23 protein-coding genes are annotated in these 23,920 nt (G+C 56.2%); 8 read left to right on the forward strand and 15 right to left on the reverse strand.

What is annotated here, in order from left to right; genetic code table 11:
- Nucleotides 1-31: 31 nt before the first annotated feature.
- The 7 genes from napC to FHW71_RS04740 all read right to left on the reverse strand — a co-directional run bounded on the left by napC (nucleotide 32) and on the right by FHW71_RS04740 (nucleotide 6,512).
- The gene (napC, locus tag FHW71_RS04710; RefSeq protein WP_008107860.1) at nucleotides 32-616 is read right to left on the reverse strand and encodes a cytochrome c-type protein NapC; all 585 of its coding nucleotides are present in this window, start codon (nucleotides 614-616) and stop codon (nucleotides 32-34) included.
- Nucleotides 617-623: 7 nt separating this feature from the next.
- Nucleotides 624-1,055, reverse strand: a complete 432-nt coding sequence (gene napB, locus FHW71_RS04715; RefSeq protein WP_154155720.1) for a nitrate reductase cytochrome c-type subunit — start codon at nucleotides 1,053-1,055, stop codon at nucleotides 624-626.
- Between the two features lie 11 nt (nucleotides 1,056-1,066).
- Nucleotides 1,067-3,553, reverse strand: coding sequence for a nitrate reductase catalytic subunit NapA (napA, locus tag FHW71_RS04720; protein ID WP_179449937.1), 2,487 nt, complete (start codon nucleotides 3,551-3,553; stop codon nucleotides 1,067-1,069).
- Nucleotides 3,550-3,828 (reverse strand): chaperone NapD, encoded by a 279-nt coding sequence (locus FHW71_RS04725; RefSeq protein ID WP_008107865.1) that lies wholly within the window; start codon nucleotides 3,826-3,828, stop codon nucleotides 3,550-3,552. Before FHW71_RS04725 ends, napA begins: the two co-directional genes overlap by 4 nt.
- Nucleotides 3,818-4,288, reverse strand: coding sequence for a ferredoxin-type protein NapF (gene napF, locus FHW71_RS04730; RefSeq protein ID WP_179449935.1), 471 nt, complete (start codon nucleotides 4,286-4,288; stop codon nucleotides 3,818-3,820). Before napF ends, FHW71_RS04725 begins: the two co-directional genes overlap by 11 nt.
- A gap of 163 nt (nucleotides 4,289-4,451) precedes the next feature.
- Entirely contained in the window at nucleotides 4,452-5,942 is a 1,491-nt protein-coding gene (gene ansP, locus FHW71_RS04735; protein ID WP_008107869.1) for an L-asparagine permease, read from the reverse strand.
- Nucleotides 5,943-6,239: 297 nt separating this feature from the next.
- Entirely contained in the window at nucleotides 6,240-6,512 is a 273-nt protein-coding gene (locus tag FHW71_RS04740; RefSeq protein ID WP_008107875.1) for a YdgH/BhsA/McbA-like domain containing protein, read from the reverse strand.
- A gap of 237 nt (nucleotides 6,513-6,749) precedes the next feature.
- Here FHW71_RS04740 and narQ point away from each other — a divergent pair, with 237 nt between their 5' ends.
- The 3 genes from narQ to acrD all read left to right on the forward strand — a co-directional run bounded on the left by narQ (nucleotide 6,750) and on the right by acrD (nucleotide 12,505).
- Entirely contained in the window at nucleotides 6,750-8,438 is a 1,689-nt protein-coding gene (gene narQ, locus FHW71_RS04745; protein WP_179449933.1) for a nitrate/nitrite two-component system sensor histidine kinase NarQ, read from the forward strand.
- Between the two features lie 123 nt (nucleotides 8,439-8,561).
- Nucleotides 8,562-9,194 (forward strand): response regulator, encoded by a 633-nt coding sequence (locus FHW71_RS04750; RefSeq protein ID WP_179449931.1) that lies wholly within the window; start codon nucleotides 8,562-8,564, stop codon nucleotides 9,192-9,194.
- Between the two features lie 194 nt (nucleotides 9,195-9,388).
- Nucleotides 9,389-12,505, forward strand: a complete 3,117-nt coding sequence (acrD, locus tag FHW71_RS04755; RefSeq protein WP_061717936.1) for a multidrug efflux RND transporter permease AcrD — start codon at nucleotides 9,389-9,391, stop codon at nucleotides 12,503-12,505.
- Between the two features lie 194 nt (nucleotides 12,506-12,699).
- Here acrD and ypfM read toward each other — a convergent pair whose 3' ends face one another.
- Nucleotides 12,700-12,762, reverse strand: coding sequence for a protein YpfM (gene ypfM / locus FHW71_RS24115; protein WP_139221414.1), 63 nt, complete (start codon nucleotides 12,760-12,762; stop codon nucleotides 12,700-12,702).
- Between the two features lie 405 nt (nucleotides 12,763-13,167).
- On the opposite strand from ypfM, the gene FHW71_RS04765 reads away from it, so the two are divergent.
- From FHW71_RS04765 to FHW71_RS04775, 3 genes are read left to right on the forward strand one after another with little or no spacing between them, the layout of a single operon-like run.
- Nucleotides 13,168-13,536, forward strand: coding sequence for an ArsC family reductase (locus FHW71_RS04765; protein WP_179449929.1), 369 nt, complete (start codon nucleotides 13,168-13,170; stop codon nucleotides 13,534-13,536).
- Nucleotide 13,537: 1 nt separating this feature from the next.
- The gene (gene dapE, locus FHW71_RS04770; RefSeq protein ID WP_179449927.1) at nucleotides 13,538-14,665 is read left to right on the forward strand and encodes a succinyl-diaminopimelate desuccinylase; all 1,128 of its coding nucleotides are present in this window, start codon (nucleotides 13,538-13,540) and stop codon (nucleotides 14,663-14,665) included.
- A 21-nt stretch (nucleotides 14,666-14,686) separates the two neighbouring features.
- Complete coding sequence (locus tag FHW71_RS04775) at nucleotides 14,687-14,875, forward strand: YpfN family protein (protein WP_179449925.1); 189 nt, start codon at nucleotides 14,687-14,689, stop codon at nucleotides 14,873-14,875.
- 46 nt (nucleotides 14,876-14,921) lie between these two features.
- On the opposite strand, the gene ypfH is transcribed toward FHW71_RS04775, so the two are convergent.
- From ypfH to dapA, 6 genes are all read right to left on the reverse strand, one after another.
- Nucleotides 14,922-15,617 (reverse strand): esterase, encoded by a 696-nt coding sequence (gene ypfH, locus FHW71_RS04780; RefSeq protein WP_179449923.1) that lies wholly within the window; start codon nucleotides 15,615-15,617, stop codon nucleotides 14,922-14,924.
- 73 nt (nucleotides 15,618-15,690) lie between these two features.
- Nucleotides 15,691-17,649, reverse strand: coding sequence for a GNAT family N-acetyltransferase (locus FHW71_RS04785; RefSeq protein WP_353620985.1), 1,959 nt, complete (start codon nucleotides 17,647-17,649; stop codon nucleotides 15,691-15,693).
- Entirely contained in the window at nucleotides 17,649-18,521 is an 873-nt protein-coding gene (locus FHW71_RS04790) for a neutral zinc metallopeptidase (RefSeq protein WP_061723539.1), read from the reverse strand. The genes FHW71_RS04785 and FHW71_RS04790 overlap by 1 nt, the downstream gene beginning before the upstream one ends.
- A 165-nt stretch (nucleotides 18,522-18,686) precedes the next feature.
- Complete coding sequence (gene purC / locus FHW71_RS04795; RefSeq protein WP_061718438.1) at nucleotides 18,687-19,400, reverse strand: phosphoribosylaminoimidazolesuccinocarboxamide synthase; 714 nt, start codon at nucleotides 19,398-19,400, stop codon at nucleotides 18,687-18,689.
- A 169-nt stretch (nucleotides 19,401-19,569) separates the two neighbouring features.
- On the reverse strand, nucleotides 19,570-20,598 hold the full coding sequence (bamC, locus tag FHW71_RS04800) for an outer membrane protein assembly factor BamC (protein WP_179449921.1): 1,029 nt from the start codon (nucleotides 20,596-20,598) through the stop codon (nucleotides 19,570-19,572).
- Nucleotides 20,599-20,612: 14 nt separating this feature from the next.
- On the reverse strand, nucleotides 20,613-21,491 hold the full coding sequence (gene dapA, locus FHW71_RS04805) for a 4-hydroxy-tetrahydrodipicolinate synthase (protein WP_007884824.1): 879 nt from the start codon (nucleotides 21,489-21,491) through the stop codon (nucleotides 20,613-20,615).
- 143 nt (nucleotides 21,492-21,634) lie between these two features.
- On the opposite strand from dapA, the gene FHW71_RS04810 reads away from it, so the two are divergent.
- Together FHW71_RS04810 and bcp are read left to right on the forward strand one after the other, a co-directional pair.
- Nucleotides 21,635-22,201 (forward strand): glycine cleavage system transcriptional repressor, encoded by a 567-nt coding sequence (locus FHW71_RS04810; RefSeq protein ID WP_036649519.1) that lies wholly within the window; start codon nucleotides 21,635-21,637, stop codon nucleotides 22,199-22,201.
- 141 nt (nucleotides 22,202-22,342) lie between these two features.
- The gene (bcp, locus tag FHW71_RS04815) at nucleotides 22,343-22,810 is read left to right on the forward strand and encodes a thioredoxin-dependent thiol peroxidase (protein WP_008108351.1); all 468 of its coding nucleotides are present in this window, start codon (nucleotides 22,343-22,345) and stop codon (nucleotides 22,808-22,810) included.
- A 34-nt stretch (nucleotides 22,811-22,844) separates the two neighbouring features.
- Here the strand turns inward: bcp and FHW71_RS04820 are convergent, their stop codons facing one another.
- On the reverse strand, nucleotides 22,845-23,918 hold the full coding sequence (locus FHW71_RS04820) for an AI-2E family transporter (RefSeq protein WP_008108349.1): 1,074 nt from the start codon (nucleotides 23,916-23,918) through the stop codon (nucleotides 22,845-22,847).
- Nucleotides 23,919-23,920 lie beyond the last annotated feature (2 nt).

A 23,920-nucleotide genomic window follows, 5' to 3' on the forward strand; every position in this document is an offset into this window, starting at 1 on the left:
GAACGTAGGGTTGCCATTTATGGCAACCGTTTCAAAAACCGTTTGGCTGGTCTTTCATATCCGGCAGATGGTGCGCGATGCCTTTGTGACAATCGATACAGGTTTTCCCTTCCTCAATCGCTTTGCTGTGCATCTTCGCGGCCACGGTTTTCTGCGCGGTGAAATCCATATAATCGAAGTTGTGGCAGTTACGACACTCCTGCGAATTGTTGTTTTTCATCCTGCGCCACTCGTTTTGCGCTAGCTCGATGCGGTGATCCTCGAACTTTTGCGGCGTATCGATGATGCCGAAAATCTTGGCATACACCTCTTTGCTCGCCTGGATCTTACGCAGCATTTTCGGGCCCCACTCGTGCGGCACGTGACAATCCGGACAGGTGGCGCGCACGCCGCTGCGGTTGTTGTAGTGCACCGTCTGCATATATTCCTGATAGACGTTATTGCGCATTTCATGGCAGCCGATACAGAACTGCTCGCGGTTGGTCATCTCCATCGCGGTATTGAATCCGCCCCAGAAAATAATCCCGCCAGCAAAGCCCAGAATTAGCAAGGTACCGAGCGCCAGACGACTTGGACGTCGCCACCAGCGCCAGATGCGCAGAAGTTTCTCTTTCATCATTTCCTCACTTACCGAAGCCGTCAGCCGGTTTGAAGGTGTTTTCCACCACCGGTTTGGCATCAGTTTGCGGTACGTGACACTGCAGGCAGAAGTAGCGGCGCGGCGACACGGTGCTGCTCACCAGACCATCGCGATCGGTGAAGTGTGTTGGGCTGACGCGCGGCGCGCCGGTGGTGAGATAGCTCTGCGTGCCGTGACACTGCAGGCAACGGTTAACGTTTTTCGTCACCTGATAGCCATCGACGCTGTGCGGGATCACCGGCGGCTGATTTACGTAGTTCAACGGTTGGCGGCTCTGCTCTTTGGGCTGATGAATGGTGCCCTGCTGCGTGGCCGTCACTTCCGGTGACTGATTAAGATCGACGCCGTTATTGGCGTAAACCGTGCCGCCCAGCATCAGGGCGGCCAAAGTAACGAGTGTGATTAAGGGTTTCATTGCATCCTGCCTTAAATTTTAACCAGCTTGACGGCGCATTTTTTGTAATCGGTCTGCTTCGACAGCGGATCGGTGGCGTCCAGCGTGACGTTGTTGGCCAGCACGCCCGCATCAAAGAACGGCATAAATACCAGACCTTTTGGCGGCTGATTGCGACCGCGCGTTTCCACGGTGGCAAGGGTTTCACCACGACGCGACACCACACGGACCTTCTCGCCGCGGCGGAAATTGCGCTCTTTGGCATCCAGCGGATGTATATAGAGTAGCGCCTGCGGCACCGCGCGGTGCAGCTCCGGCACGCGACGCGTCATGGTGCCGGTATGCCAGTGCTCGAGTACGCGACCGGTACAGAACCATAGGTCGTACTCTTCATCCGGCGATTCCGCTGGCGCTTCGTAGGGCAGCGCGAAAATGGTGGCTTTGCCATCCGGCTTGCCGTAGAAACGCACGCCTTCACCGGCTTTAACGTAGCTGTCGTAACCTTCGCGATAGCGCCAGCGCGTCTCTTTGCCATCGACAACCGGCCAGCGCAAGCCGCGCGCCTGATGGTAAACATCGAAAGGCGCGAGATCGTGGCCGTGACCGCGACCAAAGCTGGCGTACTCCTCGAACAAGCCTTTCTGGATGTAGAATCCAAACTCGCGCGCTTCATCATTCAACTGGCCATCTGCCACTTCACTCAGCGGGAACTGGTTGACCTGGCCATTGGCGTACAGCACATCAAACAGCGTTTTGTCACGCAGCTCAGGATTCTGCGCCAGCAGCGCTTCCGGCCACACTTCCGCCACTTTGAAACGTTTGGAGAAATTCACCAGCTGCCACAGATCGGATTTCGCATCGCCCGGCGCTTTGACCTGCTGATGCCAGAACTGGGTGCGACGCTCGGCGTTGCCGTAGGCGCCCTCTTTCTCCACCCACATCGCGGTAGGCAGAATCAGGTCAGCCGACAAGGCGCTGACGGTGGGATAGGGATCGGACACCACGATGAAGTTGCGCTCATCGCGCCAGCCCGGCATACGCTCCTGCGTCAGGTTCGGACCGGCCTGCATATTGTTGTTACACATCACCCAATAGGCGTTGAGCTTGCCATCTTTCAGCGCGCGATCCTGCGCCACGGCGTGCAAGCCAATTTTGGCTGGCACCGTGCCCTGCGGCAGCTTCCACAGCTTCTCGGCGGTGGCGCGGTGTTTGTCATTGTTGACCACCATGTCCGCCGGTAAACGGTGGGCGAAAGTACCGACTTCACGCGCCGTGCCACACGCCGACGGCTGGCCGGTGAGCGAGAACGGACCGGTGCCAGGACGCGAAATTTTACCGGTCAATAAGTGCAGGTTGTAGCACAGGTTATTGGCCCACACGCCGCGCGTATGCTGGTTAAAGCCCATGGTCCAGTACGACACCACGTTCACTTTCGGGTCGGCATACAGTTCGGCGAGGGCGATCAGCTGATCTTTCTCCACGCCGCTCATTTCGCTGGTTTTTTCCACCGTGTACTCGGAAACAAACTTCGCAAACTCGTCGAAGCTCATCGGCGTGGATTCGCCACTGTCCGGGTTCTTCGCCGCAGCCTGACGCGGATCGGTGGGACGCAAGCCGTAACCGATGTCAGTCACGCCTTTGCGCAGTGTCACGTGGTTCTGCAGGAAGGTTTTATCGACCTTATTGTTCTGAATAATGTAGTTGGCGATGAAGTTGAGGATCACCAAATCACTCTGCGGCGTGAACACTATCGCGTTATCGGCCAGCTCAAAACTGCGATGACGATAAGTGGAAAGCACCGCCACTTTGACGTTGTCATTGCTGAGACGACGCGCGGTGATACGTGACCAGAGAATCGGGTGCATCTCAGCCATGTTCGAGCCCCACAGCACAAAGGCGTCGGCCTGCTCGATGTCGTCGTAGCAGCCCATCGGTTCATCCATGCCGAAGGTGCGCATAAAGCCGACCACCGCCGAAGCCATGCAGTGACGCGCATTGGGATCGAGGTTGTTGGTGCGGAAACCGGCTTTCATCAGCTTGGAGGCCGCATAACCTTCCCATACCGTCCACTGACCGGAACCGAACATGCCGACCGAATCCGGGCCGTTGGCTTTCAGCGCCGCTTTGAACTTCTCTTCCATGATGTCGAAGGCTTGATCCCAACTGACCGGCGTGAACTCGCCCTCTTTGGCATATTTGCCGTCGGTCATGCGCAGCAGCGGCTGGGTCAGACGATCTTTTCCGTACATGATCTTCGGCAGGAAGTAGCCTTTGATACAGTTCAGACCACGGTTCACTTCTGCCTGCGGATCGCCCTGCGAAGCCACTACGCGGCCATCCTGGGTGCCGACCAACACGCCACAGCCGGTGCCGCAGAATCGGCACGGCGCTTTTTCCCAGCGAATCGGCGCAGCCAGCGAGGTCGCGGCTTTGGTCACGGTAGGAATGGTGAGTCCTGCAGCCGTGGCAGCAGCAGCCGCCGCATTGGCCTTCATAAAATCACGACGACTTATACTCATGATGCTTCCTTACAAGGTTCTTCAATTTCGTCTTGCTGGTGATACACCAGCGATACCGCCAACACGCCAGCGATGTTGCGGCTCTCTTCAATATTGCGCAGCAGCGCGGCGCTATCTGCCGCACCCAGCGTCACCGCCAGCGTGCCGCGCGCGGCGTCTTCGGCAGCGATATCGCAATCGTCAAAGGCCAGCAACGCACTTTTCACGGCGGGAATCGACGCCGGGCGCGCCTGAATCACCAGGCCGCAGACGTGCCAACTGTGTTCATGGTTCATGATGTAATCCTGTGGCTGAGACCGGGCAAGGCGCGATGCAGGCGCCGCAACCGGTACAATGCTGCGGAAGGGTTTCAGGCTGTGCGATGCCATTCGGCATCAAATGGAAACGGATGGCTTGCTGTTCGCAACTCTCCTGACAGCTGCGGCAATTCACGCCAAGAAAGGTGATGCAGCGGTTGTCGATGCGAATGCGTTGCGGAAACGGTTCGGTTTCACGCGCGTGGAACAGCGGCTGCGGGCAAGCGTCTGCGCAGGCGGCGCAGAACGTGCATTCACCCTGCAAAAAATCGAGGTGCGGCACTTCACCGGCAGCGAGACGGATGATGTGGGTTTCGCAGGCCGCCACGCATTTGCCGCAGCCATCACAACCGTTCTCTTCCCGCCACCACGGCAAAGCGATGCCGTTAGCAGACGCTACGCGCTGCCCGGTAAAGAGTTCACGTCGCGACAGCGCCATCGGTTCACCTTAAACGGGGGAAAGAGAGATGGTGCGTAAAATAACCTGACGCTAATGAGGGCTATATTACCCCAAAGGGGTAAATCCCGACGTGGGATCAAGTGAAGGGGAATTGAAATAAAAACGGGGGCCAAAAGGCCCCCGCAGATGAGAATCGCTGTGATTAGCGCGGTGAATCTTCCGCCAGCGTATCGTGGTTCTCAGCATGATGTTCATGCTCTTTCTGCGCTTCAGCATGCACGCGTTTGCGCACGCCAAACCAGCCCAGCACCAGAATCACGGCAATTAACGGAATTGAGGCGATGGTGTAGGTGCCGTTTGGATAGTCAAACGCCATCAACACTAAGACGCTCGCCAGGAACAGCAGCGTCAACCATGAAGTAAACGGCGCCCACGGCAGTTTGAAGCTGACATCGTCTGCCTTGCCTTCTTTAATCGCTTTGCGCAGACGCATCTGACACACCACGATAAAGCCCCACGACGAAATGATGCCGAGCGAAGCAAAGTTCAGAACGATTTCAAATACCTGTGAAGGCACGTAGTAGTTGAGTACCACACCAAATATGTATACACCGATGGTCACTAAAATACCGGCATACGGCACCTGCTGTTTGCTCATCTTCGACATGAACTGCGGTGCAGAACCTCCCATCGACATCGAACGCAGGATACGACCGGTAGAATAAAGCCCCGAGTTGAGGCTCGACAGCGCGGCGCTCAGCACCACGATGTTCATCACGCTACCGATGTAAGGCACGCCAAGTTTAGAGAAGAAGGTCACGAACGGACTTTGCCCCGCCTGATAGGCGTTCCACGGCAGCAGCAGCACCAGCAGCACCACGGAACCGACGTAGAACAGGCCGATACGCCAAATCACGCTGTTGATGGCTTTCGGCAGCATGGTTTTGGGATCTTTACACTCGCCCGCCGCCGTACCGACCAGCTCAATCGAGGCGAAGGCGAATACTACGCCCTGCACCAACACCAGCGCTGGCAGCAAACCGTGCGGGAAGAAGCCGCCGTTATCGGTGATCAAGTGGAATCCTGTGGTGTTGCCGTCGAGCGGCTTACCGCTGCCCAGGAATATCGTTCCCACAATCAGGAACGCCACAATCGCCAGCACTTTGACCAGCGCGAACCAGAACTCCATCTCGGCGAACCACTTCACGCCGATCATGTTCATGGTGCCGACAATCGCCAGCGCGCCCAACGCAAACACCCACTGCGGCACATCGCCAAACGCGCCCCAATAGTGCATGTAAAGCGCGACGGCGGTGATATCGACGATACCGGTCATCGCCCAGTTAACGAAGTACATCCAGCCCGCTACGTAAGACGCTTTTTCCCCAAGGAATTCACGTGCATAAGAAACAAAGCTGCCGCTGGAAGGACGGTGTAATACCAGTTCGCCCAACGCACGGAGGATAAAGAAGGAGAAGATACCGCACACCAGATAAACCAGCGCCAGTGCAGGACCGGCCATTTGCAGGCGCGCGCCAGCACCGAGGAACAGACCGGTACCGATAGCACCGCCGATGGCGATCATTTGTACCTGACGATTACCCATTGCTTTGTGGTAACCGCTGTCGTGCGAGTTGAGCCAGCGTCTTTTCGCAGCGCGTTGTTCGGCTGCGGTTTTTTTAGTTGATTTCATAGCTATCCTGTTTGTCCTGACCATCAATCACCGCTGAACCAAACGATTGCGTATGGCGGTGCGAAATGGGGTAAAAACCCGGTGTCACGCGGCGGAACGATGTCGCGTGGCGGGGTGGGAATTTACGGCGATGAATCCTACCCGTTCTGCAAGAACGAAGCAAAAAATACCGCCAAGCTGCACAAGATGAATTGTAATAATCCGTCGCGGTGCACAAAAAAACCGGTCAGAGGGCTGACCGGTAAAAGGGATGGCTACAGGGATAACTCTTACTACAGGGGTAACTACTGGAGGGAATTAACGATAAATCTCTGCGGTGCCGCTCCACAGGCTGGAATCGCCTGGAGTTTGTACACCAATAACGCGATAGCCGCTGGCGCCTTCCTCCTGCGCTTTTTGCGACAGATGGCGCGTTGCATCATCCAGCGTACCGCGCACGCCGCTGATGGAAACGGTGCCCGCACTTTGCAGGTTTTGCGCTTGTGTAGCGCTTACGGGCTGGGCTGCCAGCGTCGAGAAACTTGCGGTGGCAAGCAGTGCAGCAGTCAGAACGGCATAACGTCTCTTCATGTGATGCTCCTGTTGTCTTCCGTTAAGGGTTACAGGACTCATTATCACGCAGGGAATGAAAACCAGGTTGAGCAAGCGGTAAAGCCGTTTAATAATTCGCCAGCTTAGCGCGGGTTATTTAGGGAAAGGTAAAGAGAAAGGGTTTTATCTGATAAAAGTAACCTGATGTGACGAGATCGAACTCGCCGTTACCGCACGGCTGCCCTATAATCCCCCGCTCTTACAAGGGTTATTACTGTGATTGTGAAACGTCCCGTTACTCGAACCATTGCCCGCGCACTCAGTGTGATTGTGCTGCTGTCGCTGTTAACCACCGGGCTGGCGCTGATGACGCTCTCCAGCAGCCTGCGCGATGCCGAAGCGGTAAATGTCGCCGGATCGCTGCGCATGCAGATTTACCGGCTGGCGTGGGACAGCACGCGCGATCCGCAGCAGCTGGAACATCACATTCAACTCTACCGGCAAACGCTGGAATCCCCGGCACTACAACATCTGGAGCGCGCGTGGGTGCCGCTTGAAGTGAGCAGCCGCTATCGCTATCTGCGTGACAGCTGGCCGATGTTGCAGGAGACATTACAGCCCGAGCGGGCGCAAATCTACCAGCAGCGTGTCGCGGGTTACGTCAGTGAGATCGACCGCTTCGTGCTGGCATTGCAGCATTACGCTGAGCTGAAAATGCATCTGGTGGCCGCCAGCAGCCTGTTTGGTTTTCTGGCGATTGTGGCGCTGGCGCTGTGGACGATTCGCTTTATCCGCCGCAACGTAGTGCGGCCGCTCAACGCGCTGGTGACCGCCAGCCAATATGTTGAGCAGGCGAATTTCGCTTTTCCGCCGCTGCCGGTGCAACAACCCAATGAACTGGGCGTGCTAGCGCAGGCCTTCACCACCATGGCGGAACGGCTGCATTCGCACTATCGCCTGCTTGAGTGCGCGGTGCGGGATAAAACAGAAGATCTCACGCAAGCCAATCGCACGCTTTCCCTGCTGTATGAAAGCTCACAAATTCTCACCAGCAGCCCACCCAATCCCGAACTGTTTCAGGGATTGCTGCGTCTGGTGCAGCGGCGTGAAGCATTAACGGTGCTGCAAATTGCCAGCGAGGGGATTGAGTTTCAGGCCGGCGTGGCGGCGGATGATTTAAGCTGGCAGCGATTACCGTTAATGCAGGAAGAGCAGCGGCTGGGCGAGCTGTGCTGGCAAACCCGCCGCGCACCGCCCGCCGACGAACTGATGCAGAGCCTGGCGAACATGCTGGCGCGCGCGCTATGGATCTGGCAGACGCAAAAACAGTATCAGCAGATGCTATTAATAGAAGAGCGCGCCACCATTGCGCGCGAATTGCACGATTCGCTGGCGCAGTCGCTCTCTTTCCTGCGCATCCAGTTGGCGCTGCTGCGGCGTAATGTCGATGAGTCGCAACCGCAGGCGCTGGCGATTATCGCTGATTTTGATCGCGCGCTGGCCGAAGCCTATCAGCAACTGCGCGAGCTGCTGACCACTTTCCGCCTGACCATCGAACAGGCTGATTTGGTGCAGGCGATGCAGGCGATGATTGCGCCGCTGCAGGAGCAATCGCAGGCGGTCATCGACTTCGATTATCAGCCCGGCCTGCAGACGCTGGATGCCCAGCAGCAAGTGCATGTGCTGCAGATTGCGCGCGAAGCGCTGCTCAACGCGATTCGGCATGCGCAGGCGCAGAATATTCAGATTCATTATCAGCGTGTCGCTGATGAGGACCACCTGCTGACGATTGAAGACGATGGCTGCGGTATTAGCAGCCTTGAAGAGCCGCCGGGACATTATGGATTAACGATTATGGCGGAGCGTGCCGCGCGCTTATCCGGCACGTTGATGATTACCCCGCAGGCGCAAGGCACGCGCGTTACGCTGCGTTTTCCGCCGCGCCCGGCGCATCGGTTGAGTTAACAATGAGAATGAGGTCGCCATGAATGGCGACCCTACGGTGGTTTGGTAGGGTGCGCATTCATGCGCACCTGGAACCAGGTCGCCATGAATGGCGACCCTACAAAATGAAATATTGGAGAGATTATGGCTAACCCTTCCCTGACAATTATGATCGTTGACGATCATCCGCTGATGCGCCGTGGTATTCGCCAGCTGCTGGCGCTGGAGCCTCGGCTGGAAGTGGTGGCCGAAGCCAATAACGGCACTGAAGCGCTGGCCGAAGCGCGGCGTTTGTCGCCGGATGTCATCCTGCTCGATCTCAACATGAAAGGTATGTCCGGGCTGGATACGTTAAAAGCGCTGCGTAACGAAGGCATCGCCGCACGCATTTTGGTGCTGACGGTTTCTGATGCGCGCAATGATATCTACGCGATGGTGGATGCCGGTGCCGACGGCTATTTGCTGAAAGACAGCGAACCCGAACTGCTGCTGGCGCAGGTGATGCGCGGTGCGAAGGGTGAAAACGTGTTCAGCGATGCGGTGGCCGATTATCTTGCGACGCGCCAGCCAACGTCGAATCCGTTCAAACAGCTGACGGAACGCGAGCTGGATGTGCTGCAGGAAGTGGCGCGCGGATTATCGAACAAGGAGATCGCCACCACCTTGCATATCTCCGAAGAGACGGTAAAAGTGCACATTCGCAACCTGCTGCGCAAGCTGGATGTCCGTTCGCGCGTTGCCGCGACGGTGCTGTGGCTGGAGAGCCGACATGTGTAATCGCGCACATAAAATCGTCACTACATTCACACTTTCTCCATAATTTACTCACGATTCTCTAATTTGCTCAGCGTAAAGTATTATCAGCAGGCGTTTTCGTTAGAGGACCTTGCACTCCGCCAGCGTGACGCCATCCGCGCATCGCGCTCATCATAATAAAAGTAAAAAATACGCAGTTGAGGAGTGTCGGTTACATGTCGAATTTTTTTATCGACCGCCCCATTTTTGCCTGGGTTCTGTCTATTTTGCTCTGCCTGTGCGGCACGCTGGCGATCATCTCGCTACCGATTGAACAATATCCCGACCTCGCACCACCCAACGTGCGCATCACCGCCAACTATCCCGGCGCATCCGCAGAAACACTGGAAAACACCGTCACGCAAGTTATCGAACAGAACATGACCGGCATCGATAATTTGATGTACATGTCCTCCAACAGCAGTAACACCGGCCAGGCCCAAATCACCCTCACCTTCACCGCCGGCACCAATCCCGACGAAGCGCGTCAGCAGGTACAAAACCAGTTGCAAAGTGCGCTGCGCAAACTGCCCGCAGCGGTACAGTCACAAGGCGTGACGGTGAATAAAACCGGTGATAGCAACATCCTGATGATTGCCTTCGTCTCCACCGACGGAAGTATGGACAAACAGGATATTTCAGATTATGTCGCCAGTAACATTCAGGATCCGCTCAGCCGTATCGATGGCGTCGGCCAGGTTGATGCCTACGGCTCGCAATATGCAATGCGCATCTGGCTAGATCCTAACAAGCTGATTGCCTACGCGCTGACCACCGAAGACGTGGTGAGCGCGATTGAATCACAGAACGCGCAGGTGGCGGTGGGTCAGGTTGGCGGATTGCCGTCGGTGGACAAGCAAGCGCTCAACGCCACGGTAAATGCGCAGTCGATGCTGCAAACACCTGAGCAGTTCAAAGCGGTGACGCTGAAAACCAACAGCGACGGATCGGTGGTGACGCTCGGCGATGTGGCGGATGTGGCGATGGGCGCGGAAAAATATGACTTCCTCAGCCGCTACAATGGCCAGGCGGCATCGGGACTTGGCATTAAGCTGGCTTCCGGCGCCAATGAGATGAACACCGACAAACTGGTGCGAGCGCGCATTGCTGAGCTGTCGCACTACTTCCCGCACGGGCTGGAAGCCAAAGTCGCCTATGAAACCACGCCGTTCGTTAAGGCCTCAATTAAAGACGTGGTAAAAACCCTGCTGGAAGCGATCCTGCTGGTGTTCCTCGTGATGTATCTGTTCCTGCAAAACTTCCGCGCCACGCTGATCCCAACCATTGCAGTGCCGGTGGTGCTGCTCGGCACCTTTGCGGTGCTCTACGCCTTTGGTTACAGCATCAACACCTTGACGATGTTTGCGATGGTGCTCGCCATCGGCTTGCTGGTGGATGACGCCATTGTGGTGGTGGAAAACGTCGAGCGCATCATGAGCGAGGAAGGTCTGTCGCCGCGCGCCGCCACGCGTAAATCGATGGGGCAGATTCAGGGCGCACTGGTCGGTATTGCGCTGGTGCTGTCGGCGGTGTTTGTACCGATGGCGTTCTTTGGCGGCACCGTCGGCGCCATCTATCGCCAGTTCTCGATCACTATCGTTTCGGCGATGGTGCTGTCGGTATTGGTGGCGATGATTCTGACGCCCGCGCTCTGTTCCACGCTGCTGAAACCATTGGAGCAAGGCCATCATCACGGCCGTCGTGGCTTCTTTGGCTGGTTTAACCGCACCTTCAACGCCAGCGCGGAACGCTATGAACGCGGCGTCGCCAAAATTCTGCGCAAAGGCGGCCGCTGGCTGCTGCTTTATCTCGCGATTATCGGCCTGATGGCGTTCCTGTTTATCCGTCTGCCCACCTCGTTCCTGCCGTTGGAAGATCGCGGCGTGTTCCTGACGCAGGTGCAATTACCTGCCGGTGCAACGCTGGAGCAGACCTCAAACGTGGTGGCGAAGGTCGAGAACTACTACATGACCCAGGAGAAAGACAATGTGGTCTCGGTGTTCTCCACCATCGGTGCGGGCCCCGGCGGTAACGGCCAGAACGTGGCGCGCCTGTTTGTTCGTTTGAAAGATTGGGAAGAGCGTCCGGGCAGCGATCGCACCTCTTTCGCCATCATTGAGCGCGCAACTAAAGCCTTCCACAAGATCAACGAAGCGCGCGTTATCGCCAGCAGTCCGCCCGCGATTACCGGTATGGGCAGTTCGTCGGGCTTCGATATGGAGCTGCAGGATCACGGTGGCATCGGCCACACGCAGTTAATGGCGATGCGCGATAAGCTGCTGGAGCTGGCTGACAGCAATCCGGCGCTGTCGCGCGTGCGTCACAACGGCCTCGACGACAGCCCGCAGTTGCAGATTGATGTCGACCAGCGCAAAGCGCAGGCGCTGGGCGTGTCGCTGGATACCATCAATGACACCTTAACCACCGCGTGGGGCTCGACCTACGTCAATGACTTCCTCGATCGCGGTCGCGTGAAGAAAGTCTACGTGCAGGCAGCGGCAGAGTTCCGCATGCTGCCGGAAGACGTCAACAAGTGGTACGTGCGTAACAGCAGCGGCGGCATGGTGCCCTTCTCTGCTTTCGCCACCAGCCACTGGCAAACCGGTTCACCGCGCCTTGAACGCTACAACGGTTACTCCGCACTGGAGATTGTTGGTGAAGCGGCGAACGGCGTCAGTAGCGGTACAGCGATGGACGTGATGGAAAAACTGGTTGGGCAGCTGCCGCTCGGCGTCGGCTTCCAGTGGACCGGCGCATCCTATCAGGAACGCTTGTCCGGCTCGCAGGCACCCGCGCTGTACGCGATTTCGCTGCTGGTGGTGTTCCTGTGTCTGGCGGCGTTGTATGAGAGCTGGTCAATTCCGTTCTCGGTAATGCTGGTGGTGCCGCTCGGCGTGGTCGGTGCGTTGGTTGCAACCTGGATGCGCGGGCTGGAGAACGATGTCTATTTCCAGGTGGGCTTGCTTACGGTGATCGGCTTGTCGGCAAAGAATGCCATTTTGATTGTGGAGTTCGCTAATGAGATCAACAGCAAAGGGCGCGAACTGATGGAGTCGACGCTGGAAGCCTCGCGTCAACGTCTGCGCCCGATTCTGATGACCTCGCTGGCGTTTATCTTCGGCGTGCTGCCGATGGCCATCAGCAGCGGTGCCGGTTCCGGCAGCCAGCACGCGGTGGGTACCGGCGTAATGGGCGGGATGATTTCCGCTACCGTGCTGGCGATTTTCTTTGTGCCGCTGTTCTTTGTGGTGGTGCGCCGCCGCTTCCCGCTGAAAGAGAAGCCGCACGATTAAGCATGCCATTCTGCTGCGTGTATTTATTCGGTCGCCATGAATGGCGACCCTACATCCATGCATACCTCATCCGTAGGGGCGCCATTTATGGCGACCGTACAAAAAAAGCCGCCATGAACGTCATGGCGGCTTTATTGTTGTGTGTGGTAAGAATTACAGCAAGTGGGGAAATGCCCTGCTTTTCTCTTCACGCGTTACTTGTTACGTAACATCGCTTCGATGAATTCTTTCCAGTTTCCCATTTCGGTGTCGACCATAAAAATCCTCTCTTATTGTAGCGGCAATTCTACGCCGTTTTTTTCTACAGGTGAATACGTTTCCACCTGTTATCACTATCGGCAAAAGCGTAGAAAAGCTGCAATCTGTTGAAATTGCGTACTGACGCACATTTCAGCAACTCTATAATGCGTCAGGAAAAATGCCTGACTTAAATCGCGTAGCAGAAAATGGCGATTAGGATAATCCTTAGTTGCTTAATGATGTTACAGGCAATTATTAAGTGCGTAAGTGAAAGCGCTTCCCGGCCCTAAGTAATAAAATTTATAACGGCAAAATGGTCATGAAAAAAACGTGAATCAGGCAGGCTTTCGCCGTCAGCGCTCACAGCCCTTAGAGCGCTGTGGTAAACTCGCGCTTTATTTTTTACTAAACGGGAATAAGCGATGACAGCGCAGTGGGTGATGTACGGAATTAAAAATTGCGACACGATTAAAAAAGCACGCAACTATTTAGCGTCTTCCGGTATCGACTACTGTTTTCATGACTATCGCGTGGATGGCATTGATGACGCGCTGCTGCAATCGTTTATCGATCAGCTCGGTTATGAGGCGCTGCTCAACACGCGCGGTACCACGTGGCGCAAGCTGCCGGAAGCCGAACGCGAAGCGGTTAACGATGCCGCCAGCGCCAAAGCGGTGATGCTGGCGCAGCCTGCCATCATCAAGCGTCCGGTGTTAGCCGCACCGAATGGCGATCTGCTGGTCGGCTTCAACGATTCCCTTTATTCCGCCTTTATCCAGGAGAAGTCATAACATGTTCTGTCCGGTTATTGAGCTGGCTCAGCAGCTTATCCGTCGCCCGTCTCTCAGCCCGGATGATGCCGGTTGTCAGGCGCTGCTGATTGCGCGTCTGGAAGCCATCGGCTTCACCGTTGAGCCGATGCACATTGGCGATACGCTGAACTTTTGGGCGACGCGCGGCCAGGGCGAAACGCTGGCGTTTGCCGGTCATACCGATGTGGTGCCGCCGGGTGACGCCAACCGCTGGATCAGCCCGCCGTTTGAACCAAGCATCCGCGACGGCATGCTGTTTGGTCGTGGCGCGGCAGATATGAAAGGCTCGCTGGCAGCGATGGTGGTGGCAGCGGAGCGCTTTGTTGCCGCTAATCCGCAGCATAAAGGTCGTCTGGCGTTTCTGATTACCTCCGATGAAGAAGCCAGCGCGGTTAACGGCACGGTGAAAGTGGTTGAACGCCTGATGGCGCGCAACGAACGTATGGATTATTGTCTGGTCGGCGAACCCTCAAGCACCGAGATCGTAGGTGACGTGGTGAAGAATGGCCGTCGCGGCTCGATGACCGCGAATCTCACCATTCATGGCGTGCAGGGCCACGTGGCCTACCCGCATTTGGCGGATAATCCGGTGCATCGCGCCATGCCTGCGCTGAATGAGCTGGTGGAGACAGTTTGGGATGAAGGCAACGAATTCTTCCCGCCGACCAGCATGCAGATCGCCAACGTGCAGGCCGGCACCGGCAGCAACAACGTGATTCCTGGCGAATTCTTCGTGCAGTTCAACTTCCGTTTCAGCACCCAATTGACCGACCAGATGATCAAAGATCGCGTGGCGGAGCTGCTTGATCGTCATCAGCTGCGCTACACGCTGGAGTGGAATGTTTCCGGTCAGCCGTTCCTGACCTCACGCGGCAAGCTGGTGGATGCCGTGGTAAACGCTGTGGCGCACTATAATGAGATTAAGCCACAGTTACTGACTACCGGCGGCACCTCCGATGGGCGCTTTATCGCGCGCATGGGTGCGCAGGTGGTGGAACTGGGCCCGGTGAACGCCACCATTCATAAGATCAATGAGTGCGTGAAAGCGTCAGATTTGCAGATGCTGAGCCGTATGTATCAGCGCATCATGGAACAGCTGATCGCCTAAGCGCGCAGAAGGAGAAAGGGGATGGAATTCTTTAAAGAGTACTGGTGGATCCTGGTGATCCTGCTGATGGTTGGTATTTTGATGAACGTTTACAAAGACCTAAAACGTATCGATCATAAAAAATTCATGGATAACAAACCGACGTTGCCGCCACATCGTGATTTCAACGATAAATGGAACGACGAAGACGACTGGCCGAAAAAGAAATAACCTCCATATCGCTAACGGCGCGAAAATCGCGCCGTTACGCTTTCTGCTACATCATTATCACCACATCATCATCGCCCGGCTTGGCACCGCTGAGCGCCTCATCGAAGTAACGACGCGGCACGGTATAACGCAAATGATTCAGCGCCAGCTCCATGCTGCGATCGTTAATCGCGTGCGGTAAATCCTCCACCACATCCAGCGTGACATCGCCGCCCAAGGACATCAGACGTTGCTTCGCCTCTTCGGCGCGTTGCAGCGGGATCTGTTCGTCGTAATCACCGTGAATCAGATGAATGGTGTTACGCGTGCTGGCCCGCAGCGGCAGAGTGGCATAGCGGCCGCTGAACACAATCGCGCGTCCGGCTAAATCCGGCTGCGCTTTTATGCCTTCCAGCACCATGATGCCGCCCTGTGAAAAACCCACCAGCGCCGTTGCTTCGGCACGCACGCCGCTCTCCTGCTGCCAGTGACGCACCGATCCCACGAATTCTGGCATGATCGCATCCACGCCCTGCTGTTCCGAACGATCGTGCGGCGGAATATCGGCAAACCACTGACGTCCTTGCGGCACGCTGCCTGCGTAAGGTGCGCCAACCGACACCACCAGCGCTTGCGGGAACGCTTTCGCGAACCAGCTGCCAATCTGCGCCATTGAATCCGGGTTGTCGTTGATGCCGTGATAAAGCAGAAACAGCTGCGCTGCACTGCTGGGTTGCTGAACAATTACATATCGTAGTGCCATAAGATCCTCCTCAAATCACTATACGCCGCTGCTGGCACAGAGATATTGGGAAAATTTGAACGAGATAATGGATTTATTGCAATGAACGCAGCCGCTGCGCGGCATCGGGATTGAGGTGAATCAGTGCTGAGGCCGCTTCCAGGCGCAGCTGGTTTATCAAGGCTTTGCGCCCGCTGAGACCGGCATGTTGCGCAGCTTGGGTTAGCGTCTGATTTTGCAGCAGGATGGCATTCAACAGCGGTGAAGGAGACTGGCGCACCAGCCGCTGTAGCGCCGCGTAACTGGCTTCGAACGGGCGCTGCGCCCAGGCAAAACCGGCTAACAACCCCCAATCATCGTCGCTGAGTTGCTGGCTGGCATCGTTTGCCAGCGCTAACGGCAGTTCGATGATTTCTCGCAGCCACGGCCAATCCCGCGCCAGGCGCTGCGCTGCCTGCTGTTGCAGCGCCTCACCTGCCGCAGATGTTGCTATCATCGCCATTGCGGCATAGCAACCGCTGCTGGCTTCGCGCTGCGAGCCAATACGCACCAGCGTAAAACCGCAGGCACGCCAGAAGTGCCACAAGGATTCGGTGTAGCCGAAACTTACGGAGAGATAATCACAGCCCTGCGCCTGCTGACGTGCGGTTGCTACCAGCGCTTTGCCAATCCCACGCTGACGTTGTGATGCCTGCACCGCGATTCGGCTAATGCGCTGTGAGCGCAACGTCGCCGCCTGCGCGAAACCGGCATGGGCCGCCAGCGATTGTGCCACCAGATTACCGCGCGGCCGACGATGACCGGCCCACACCGCGTCGGCCAATGGCTGATCCAATCCGCCCTCTTCCACCAGCCACAGCGCGCCAGTTACCTGATCGGCTTCACCTGCCAACCAAAAGCGCATGCCGGGCGCATCCAGCATGCGCCGCAAATCCAGTGGCGAAGTGCGATAGTGCGCGCTGGCAAGCAGGCGATATCCCGCTTCCAGCGCCGCTAAGTTGTGGTCTGGCGTTGCCGGATAAATTGCGATCTCACCGCTTACATTGCTCTCCTGCGCATCTTCAAACAGCAATGCCTGGCTGAGCCACTGTTCCAGCGGATCGTTTGGCGACCAGCGCAACGGCTCGTCGAGCTGGAAATAGCGCACATCCGGCAAGGTGGCGCAGAAGCGCAGCATAAAGCCGCGTCCGGTGCCTTCGTAACCTTGCACTGTGGTAATAAGCAGCACGCGCGGGAAACGATGCACCAGTTGCTGCAGGATCGGCGCGGGAATGGCGGCAGCTTCATCGATAATCAGCCATTGTGCCTGAGGCGGATTTTCCTGCGCGAGGATGGCATCAGGCGCCATGAAACTGAAATGCTCACCGGCAAACTCGGCCAATACCGCCGTGGAGACTTTGGCTGGCGCCGTGACTAAACAGTGTTGATTGCGCTGCGCCAGCATGCCGGCCAACGCGGATTTTCCTCGACCGCGCGCGGCGGTGATCACCGCAACGCCATGCGGCATCGCTTCAAGCTGTTCGAGGATTTGCGCCTGCTGCTGCGGCGCCCGGCAGCGCCAGTCGGGCTGATGCGTTTCCACGGGATAACGCACCGCTTGATGCTGACGTTGCAACATCACTTGTGCATCGTTAAGCATGAGGAATTGCAGATGGCGGATAAAGTGCGGCGTGGCGATCGGCTCGGCGACATCCGCCCAGCGCAGGCTGTCGGCATCGGTTTGGTTGGGCCAACGTTCCCAGGCAGGCGTTAACAGCAACAACCAGCTGCCCGCGCGTAAGGTTCCGGCCAGCGCGGCAAAAGCTTCGGCGTGAAAACCGCTGCGCGCATCGAATATTGCGTGCTGGAATTCACGTCCCAGCAAGGTACGTAAAGCAGCGGGCGCGACGGCCTGTGGGAAATCAACGCTGTCGCTCACCGTCAGCCAGTCGCCGGGCAGCGCGGTGTGCCAATTTATGGCCTGCTGCTGCGCCCAACCCACATCACCCGCTATAACGCAAAGGCGGCGAATGCCTGCACGCTGCATCGCCGCCGTCTGTTCAATCAAGGAGATCACTTGCTAGCAAAGGTGTTGCACTGGCCAGGATCGCCGCTATCGAAACCGCGTTTCAGCCAGGTGTAACGCTGCTGAGAGGTGCCGTGCGTGAAGCTGTCCGGTACCACGCGGCCCTGACCTTTCTGCTGCAGACGATCGTCACCAATCGCTTCAGCGGCGTTGAGCGCTTCCTGCAGATCGCCCACTTCCAGAATGTTTTGCTGCTGCATGTAATGGCCCCAAACGCCGGCGAAGCAGTCCGCCTGCAGCTCCATTTTCACCGACAGCTGGTTCGCCTGCGCCTGGCTCGCGCCCTGCTGCATCTGACGCACTTTCGGCTCAATGCCCAGCAGTTTTTGTACGTGATGACCCACTTCATGGGCGATCACGTAGCCTTGCGCAAAATCGCCACCAGCACCGAGTTTGGTTTTCATGTCATCGTAGAACGACAAATCGATGTATACGGTTTGGTCGGCAGGACAGTAAAACGGCCCCATCGCTGATTGGCCGGTACCGCAGTTGGTGCGCGTCGCCCCGCGATACATCACCAGCTTCGGCGGCACGTATTGCTTGTTCATCTGCTGGAACAGCTTGCTCCAGGTATCTTCGGTGGTCGCCAGAATCACCGAGGTGAATTTGGCATCTTCGTTGCTCTGCGCGCTGTTTACCTGACGCTGCTGCGAAGTTGGCGCAACACTGCCGCCGCCACCTTCCAATAGCGCGGTGAGGTCGTAGCCGTAATAGCCTGCCACGGCGACCACCACCAGCAAGATAAGGCCGCCTTTGCCGCGTGGAATGCGGATTTGTCGTCCACCGCCGCCGCCAAGGCCAGGTGAATCATTGCGTCGATCTTCTACGTTGTCGCTCTCACGACGCCCTTGCCAGCGCATGGTCTAACTCCTTTAAACATGTTTGGCATGATTTTAGTTGGCGGCAGCAGGAAGCACCAGTGTTGTCGTTGCAGAACATTGTAGGGCCGTGATTTATGACGACCTGAATTGCGGGCATAAAAAAGGTCGTCATAAATGACGACCCTACAAGAGAGGTGGACAGAATTAGTCCAGCTTGACACCTAAACGGTGTGCAACTTCTTCGTACGCTTCGACCAGGCCACCGAGGCTCTGACGGAAACGGTCTTTGTCCATTTTGTCCATGGTGTTTTTGTCCCACAGACGTGCGCCATCTGGTGAGAACTCATCGCCCAGCACCACTTCGCCGTTGAACAGACCAAACTCCAGTTTGAAGTCGACAAGGATCAAACCTGCGTCATCAAACAGTTTGCTCAGCACTTCGTTGGCTTTGAAGGTCAGCTCTTGCATGCGTGCAAGATTCGCTTTGCTCACCCAGCCGAAGGTTTCGCAATAGGATTCGTTGACCATCGGGTCGTGTTTGGCGTCATCTTTGAGGAAGAGATCAAACAGCGGTGGATTGAGCACAATGCCCTCTTCCACGCCCAGACGTTTTACCAGCGATCCTGCCGCACGGTTGCGTACCACGCACTCTACCGGCACCATCTCCAGCTTTTTCACCAGCGCTTCGTTATCCGACAGCAGCGCTTCCATCTGGGTCGGAATGCCCGCTTCCTGCAATTTGGTCATGATGAAATGGTTAAACTTGTTGTTTACCATTCCTTTGCGATCAAACTGCTCGATTCGTGCACCGTCTCCTGCTGACGTATCGTTGCGGAATTCAAGTACCAGCAGATCCGGATTATCGGTGCTGTATACGGTTTTCGCTTTACCGCGATACAACTCAGCTCGCTTTTGCATCTTGTTAACTCCAAACATGAAAGAACCCGTGTTCAGCGGTGTTTCACCGCGCGCCGATTGCGTGACGCAATCGTTTACTTCGCCGGGCGCTATTATACACAAAATGCTTAAAGGGTTTGTGTATATGCCAAATCAAAAAAGGCCGGAGAATCTCCGGCCCTTTGGCAATTTATTTCAGCGCGCCTTGAATCACCTGCACCAGCGCGTCGTTCTGCGCCTGGGTTAGCACGTGACCTTTCGGATCGATGAACTGCAGACTGCTGCGGTTATCCAGATCGCCAACCTGCAATTTGTAATCGCCGTTGGGTAATTCTGGATCTTTGGCGCCGATCTGATCCCACACGCCGCTGCCCGGCTGTTTGTAGGTCACTTTCAGGCTGCCCTGTGAACGGTTGTCATCAGTGACTTCCATGCCCACGCGTTTCAGCGCCGCTGGCAAACGCTGCCAGGTGACGTTAAACGGTGCACGCAGAATCAACAGCGGTAAACCGGTGTCATCCGCGCCGCTCTGGACATCAATCTGTCCGGTGGCACGGTTTGCCGCCGCATCCTGGCTGGCAGAATCCACTTTATCCAGACCGGTGCTGATGTCGTTCAACATCTGGCCGGTATAGCGTTGAATCTGTGCCGGAGACGTCACCGCCTGACCAGACTGCTGCAGTTCCAGCAGACGAACGGTCAACACTTGCTGATAGCTCTGATTCTGCACGCTGATCTGATAGCGACCGCGATACTGGTTATCTTCATCAGCACGGTTCCACTGCACCCAATCGGTGGTCAGCTGTTGGCCAGCATCATCACGTTGCGCGATCGGGAACTTGTACGACTGAACCACACCAACCACTTGCGACCAGATCGAACCACGGCTGCTTTCTACTGCCAGCACGCCGGTATTACCGGTGAACTGTGCACGCGTGCCGTTCAACAGCGCCAGCGGCTGGGCTGGCGGACGAATATCCAGCTCTTTGCCAACCGCGCCTTTCGCCACGCTGTGCGGAACATCGTAATCACCATTCTGCAACGGCAGAATCATGCCCGCTGGGGCTTTTAAATCGTGCAGCTCAGGCGCCTGCAGGTAAGATTCATCACCGCTGACCTGGCGCTTATAACGCTGATCGTTGGAACACGCTGTTAGCAGCATCAGGGTGGAAAGGCTCACTACCGTTGCCAGCGTCGAGCGCTTAACTGAATAACTCATTGATTCTCCCTAAATTATCGCAGACCCGCTTTAATCAGCGCTTGCGCCGTTTTCGCCTGACCGGCTTCGGTCAGTGGCGTCATTGGCAAACGCAGCGTGTCATCCGCGATTAATCCTAGCTGTTTTGCTGCCCATTTCACCGGGATTGGATTGGGTTCACAGAAAAGCGTCTGGTGCAGATGCATCAGACGCTGATTCAGGCGACGCGCTTCGGCGAATTTGCCCTGTTGCGCCAAGGCACAGAGTTCAACCATTTCACGCGCTGCAATGTTAGCCGTGACCGAAATTACGCCTTTGCCGCCCAGTTGCATGGAGTCCAGCGCCGTCGCGTCATCGCCGCTGACGATGATGAACTCATCATTAACCAGCTCTTGGATCTGTGAGATGCGTGATAAGTTCCCGGTGGCTTCTTTGATTCCGATAATATTTTTAATTTCGGCTAAGCGCGCAACGGTTTCCGGCAGCATGTCGCAACCGGTACGCGAAGGAACGTTATACAGCATCTGCGGCAGATCGGTACTTTCCGCAATGGCTTTAAAGTGCTGGAACAGACCTTCCTGCGTCGGACGGTTGTAATAAGGCGTGACCGTCAAACAGCCCACGACACCGCTGCCGGTAAAGCGTTTGGTCAGAGAGATGCCTTCAGCAGTAGCATTTGCGCCGGTGCCAGCGATAACCGGAATACGGCCATCCGCCAGTTCCAGCGTTTGCATAACCACATCACCGTGCTCGTCATGGCTGAGCGTGGCAGATTCGCCGGTGGTGCCAACAGAAACAATCGCCGCGGTGCCGCTGGCAACATGATAATCAATCAGTTTTTTCAAACTTTCGCGGCAGACATTACCTTTTTCATTCATTGGCGTAATGAGCGCAACAATACTTCCGGTGAACATGGGCTATCCCCTCGACAAACAAGTGCCTCATGTTACGTTTTACATTGAAAGAAAAGCAAGCGAGCCACGCCATTCCCGCGCTTGTCAGCAGTTTTTTTTATGTTTACCTTATAGTTATTAGCGAACGTACAGGAAATGCCATTTTGTCGCAGTCACAGCCTCACCATCTGGTGATCACCGCACTGGGCGTTGATCGTCCGGGTATCGTCAATACCATCACCCGCCACGTCAGCAGCTGCGGCTGTAATATCGAAGACAGCCGTTTGGCGATGCTGGGCGATGAGTTCACCTTTATCATGCTGCTTTCCGGTAGCTGGAACGCGATAACCCTGATTGAATCAACGCTGCCGATGAAAGGGGCCGAGCTGGAACTGCTGATTGTGATGAAGCGCACCAATGCACGCGTCACGCCACCGATGCCTGCCACCGTATGGGTGCAGGTTGAAGTGCCGGATTCACCACACATCATTGAACGCTTTACCGATCTGTTCGATAAACATCAAATGAACATCGCCGAACTGGTCTCGCGGATTCAACCTGCTCAGGACGACGTTGCGCCCACGCTCTATATTCAAATGACGGCGCACAGCCCGGCCAATCAGTTCAGTGCGCCCATCGAACAGGCTTTCAATCAGCTGTGCGAAGAACTGCATGCACAAGGCTCAATTCGTCTTTATAGTGTCACCGACGATGCTGACAGCACCGTTTAATCAGGCTCCGGGTTATTTCGCCACACACTCTGCCGCTGCGGCAAACCGTGTTGTGAAATAACCCTGACGGTAAACACCACCTGGCACTTTTGCTCTTGATGGTGTATTACCCACAGCATGTAGAAAAAATGGAGAGTTGTGATGAATCCACTGAAAGCCGGTGATACTGCACCGAAATTTAGCTTGCCCGATCAGGACGGCGAACAAGTAAATTTGGCCGACTTCCAGGGACAGCGCGTTCTGGTCTATTTCTATCCGAAAGCCATGACGCCGGGTTGCACCGTGCAGGCTTGCGGACTGCGCGACAACATGGATGAGTTGAAAAAAATTAGCGTTGAGATTCTGGGTATCAGCACCGACAAGCCAGAGAAACTGTCGCGCTTTGCCGATAAAGAGTTGCTGAACTTCACGCTGTTATCCGATGAAGATCATCAGGTGTGTGAGCAGTTTGGCGTTTGGGGTGAGAAAACCTTTATGGGCAAAACCTATGACGGCATTCACCGCATCAGTTTCCTGATTGATGCCAATGGCAAAGTTGAGAAAGTGTTCGACGATTTCAAAACCTCCAACCATCACGACATTGTGCTGGATTATCTGAAGTCAGCCTGATGTTAACGGGTGCGCAGGTCGCACCCGTTTTATTTTACTCGGCGCGCGGCTCGTCGAGCGCCGGGGTTTCCGGCCATGCACGCACCACCGCTTTCACCAGCGTCGCCAGCGGAATCGCAAAGAACACGCCCCAGAATCCCCACATCCCGCCGAAAATCACCACCGACAGAATGATCACCAACGGATGCAGGTTGACCGCTTCAGAGAACAGAATCGGCACCAGCACGTTGCCATCCAGCGCCTGAATCACCAGATAAATGGCGATCATGGTCCAGAAATCGCTGCCCAATCCCCACTGGAACAGGCCAACGCCAATCACCGGAATGGTCACCACCATTGCGCCGATATAGGGAATCAGCACCGAAATACCCACCAGCACCGCCAGCAGAAGCGAATAGTTGAGGCCCAGCAGCAGGAACGCCAGCCAGGTGACAAATCCCACCGCCACCATCTCCAGCACTTTGCCGCGAATGTAATTGGTGATCTGCTGATTCATCTCTTGCCACACCACGCCCGCCAAACCGCGATTGCGCGGCAGCACGCGGCGTACCGCATTCAGCATCTGCTCTTTGTCTTTCAGCAGGAAGAACACCATCAGCGGTACCAGAACCAGATAGATCATCAGCGTCATCAAACCGACCAGTGATGCCAGCGAATACTTCACCAGCGATTCGCCCAGGCCGGTGAGACGGCTGCGTAAATTTTCGACGATGATATCGATGATGCCGGCATCGACCAGCGCCGGATAACGCTTCGGCAGGCCAGCGGCAAACACATAGAGCTTATTCAGCATGTTAGGCAGGTCACGCGTCAGGTTGATGCCCTGCTGCCACGCCACCGGCGCGACAATCAGCACCATCACCAGCAAGATGCCGGCAAACACCACCAGCACCGCGCTGGTTGCCCAGGTTCTGCTGCAGCCGACGCGCTGCAAGCGCACCGTTGGCCATTCCAGCAGATAAGCCAGCACCAACGCCACTAACAGCGGTGCCAGCAAACCGCTGAGGAAGAACAGAATGCAAAACGCCGCCAGCAGAATCACTAGCAGCCCGATGGCCTGCGGATCGCTGAAGCGGCGTTTGTACCATTGATAAAGCAGAACGAGCATTA

The sequence above is a fragment of the Enterobacter sp. Sphag1F genome (genome assembly GCF_014193275.1).
Taxonomy (GTDB): Bacteria; Pseudomonadota; Gammaproteobacteria; order Enterobacterales; family Enterobacteriaceae; genus Pantoea; species Pantoea symbiotica.

Bases quoted from the DNA above. Each gene is read 5' to 3' on its own strand.
- FHW71_RS04820 (WP_008108349.1), bottom strand. From the start codon at position 23,918: ATGCTCGTTCTGCTTTATCAATGGTACAAACGCCGCTTCAGCGATCCG.
- napC (WP_008107860.1), bottom strand. From the start codon at position 616: ATGAAAGAGAAACTTCTGCGCATCTGGCGCTGGTGGCGACGTCCAAGT.
- bamC (WP_179449921.1), bottom strand. From the start codon at position 20,598: ATGAGTTATTCAGTTAAGCGCTCGACGCTGGCAACGGTAGTGAGCCTT.
- dapE (WP_179449927.1), top strand. From the start codon at position 13,538: ATGTTCTGTCCGGTTATTGAGCTGGCTCAGCAGCTTATCCGTCGCCCG.
- napF (WP_179449935.1), bottom strand. From the start codon at position 4,288: ATGGCGCTGTCGCGACGTGAACTCTTTACCGGGCAGCGCGTAGCGTCT.
- napB (WP_154155720.1), bottom strand. From the start codon at position 1,055: ATGAAACCCTTAATCACACTCGTTACTTTGGCCGCCCTGATGCTGGGC.
- acrD (WP_061717936.1), top strand. From the start codon at position 9,389: ATGTCGAATTTTTTTATCGACCGCCCCATTTTTGCCTGGGTTCTGTCT.
- bcp (WP_008108351.1), top strand. From the start codon at position 22,343: ATGAATCCACTGAAAGCCGGTGATACTGCACCGAAATTTAGCTTGCCC.
- FHW71_RS04750 (WP_179449931.1), top strand. From the start codon at position 8,562: ATGGCTAACCCTTCCCTGACAATTATGATCGTTGACGATCATCCGCTG.
- FHW71_RS04775 (WP_179449925.1), top strand. From the start codon at position 14,687: ATGGAATTCTTTAAAGAGTACTGGTGGATCCTGGTGATCCTGCTGATG.
- FHW71_RS04725 (WP_008107865.1), bottom strand. From the start codon at position 3,828: ATGAACCATGAACACAGTTGGCACGTCTGCGGCCTGGTGATTCAGGCG.
- FHW71_RS04740 (WP_008107875.1), bottom strand. From the start codon at position 6,512: ATGAAGAGACGTTATGCCGTTCTGACTGCTGCACTGCTTGCCACCGCA.
- ypfH (WP_179449923.1), bottom strand. From the start codon at position 15,617: ATGGCACTACGATATGTAATTGTTCAGCAACCCAGCAGTGCAGCGCAG.
- napA (WP_179449937.1), bottom strand. From the start codon at position 3,553: ATGAGTATAAGTCGTCGTGATTTTATGAAGGCCAATGCGGCGGCTGCT.
- purC (WP_061718438.1), bottom strand. From the start codon at position 19,400: ATGCAAAAGCGAGCTGAGTTGTATCGCGGTAAAGCGAAAACCGTATAC.
- ansP (WP_008107869.1), bottom strand. From the start codon at position 5,942: ATGAAATCAACTAAAAAAACCGCAGCCGAACAACGCGCTGCGAAAAGA.
- FHW71_RS04765 (WP_179449929.1), top strand. From the start codon at position 13,168: ATGACAGCGCAGTGGGTGATGTACGGAATTAAAAATTGCGACACGATT.
- FHW71_RS04790 (WP_061723539.1), bottom strand. From the start codon at position 18,521: ATGCGCTGGCAAGGGCGTCGTGAGAGCGACAACGTAGAAGATCGACGC.
- dapA (WP_007884824.1), bottom strand. From the start codon at position 21,491: ATGTTCACCGGAAGTATTGTTGCGCTCATTACGCCAATGAATGAAAAA.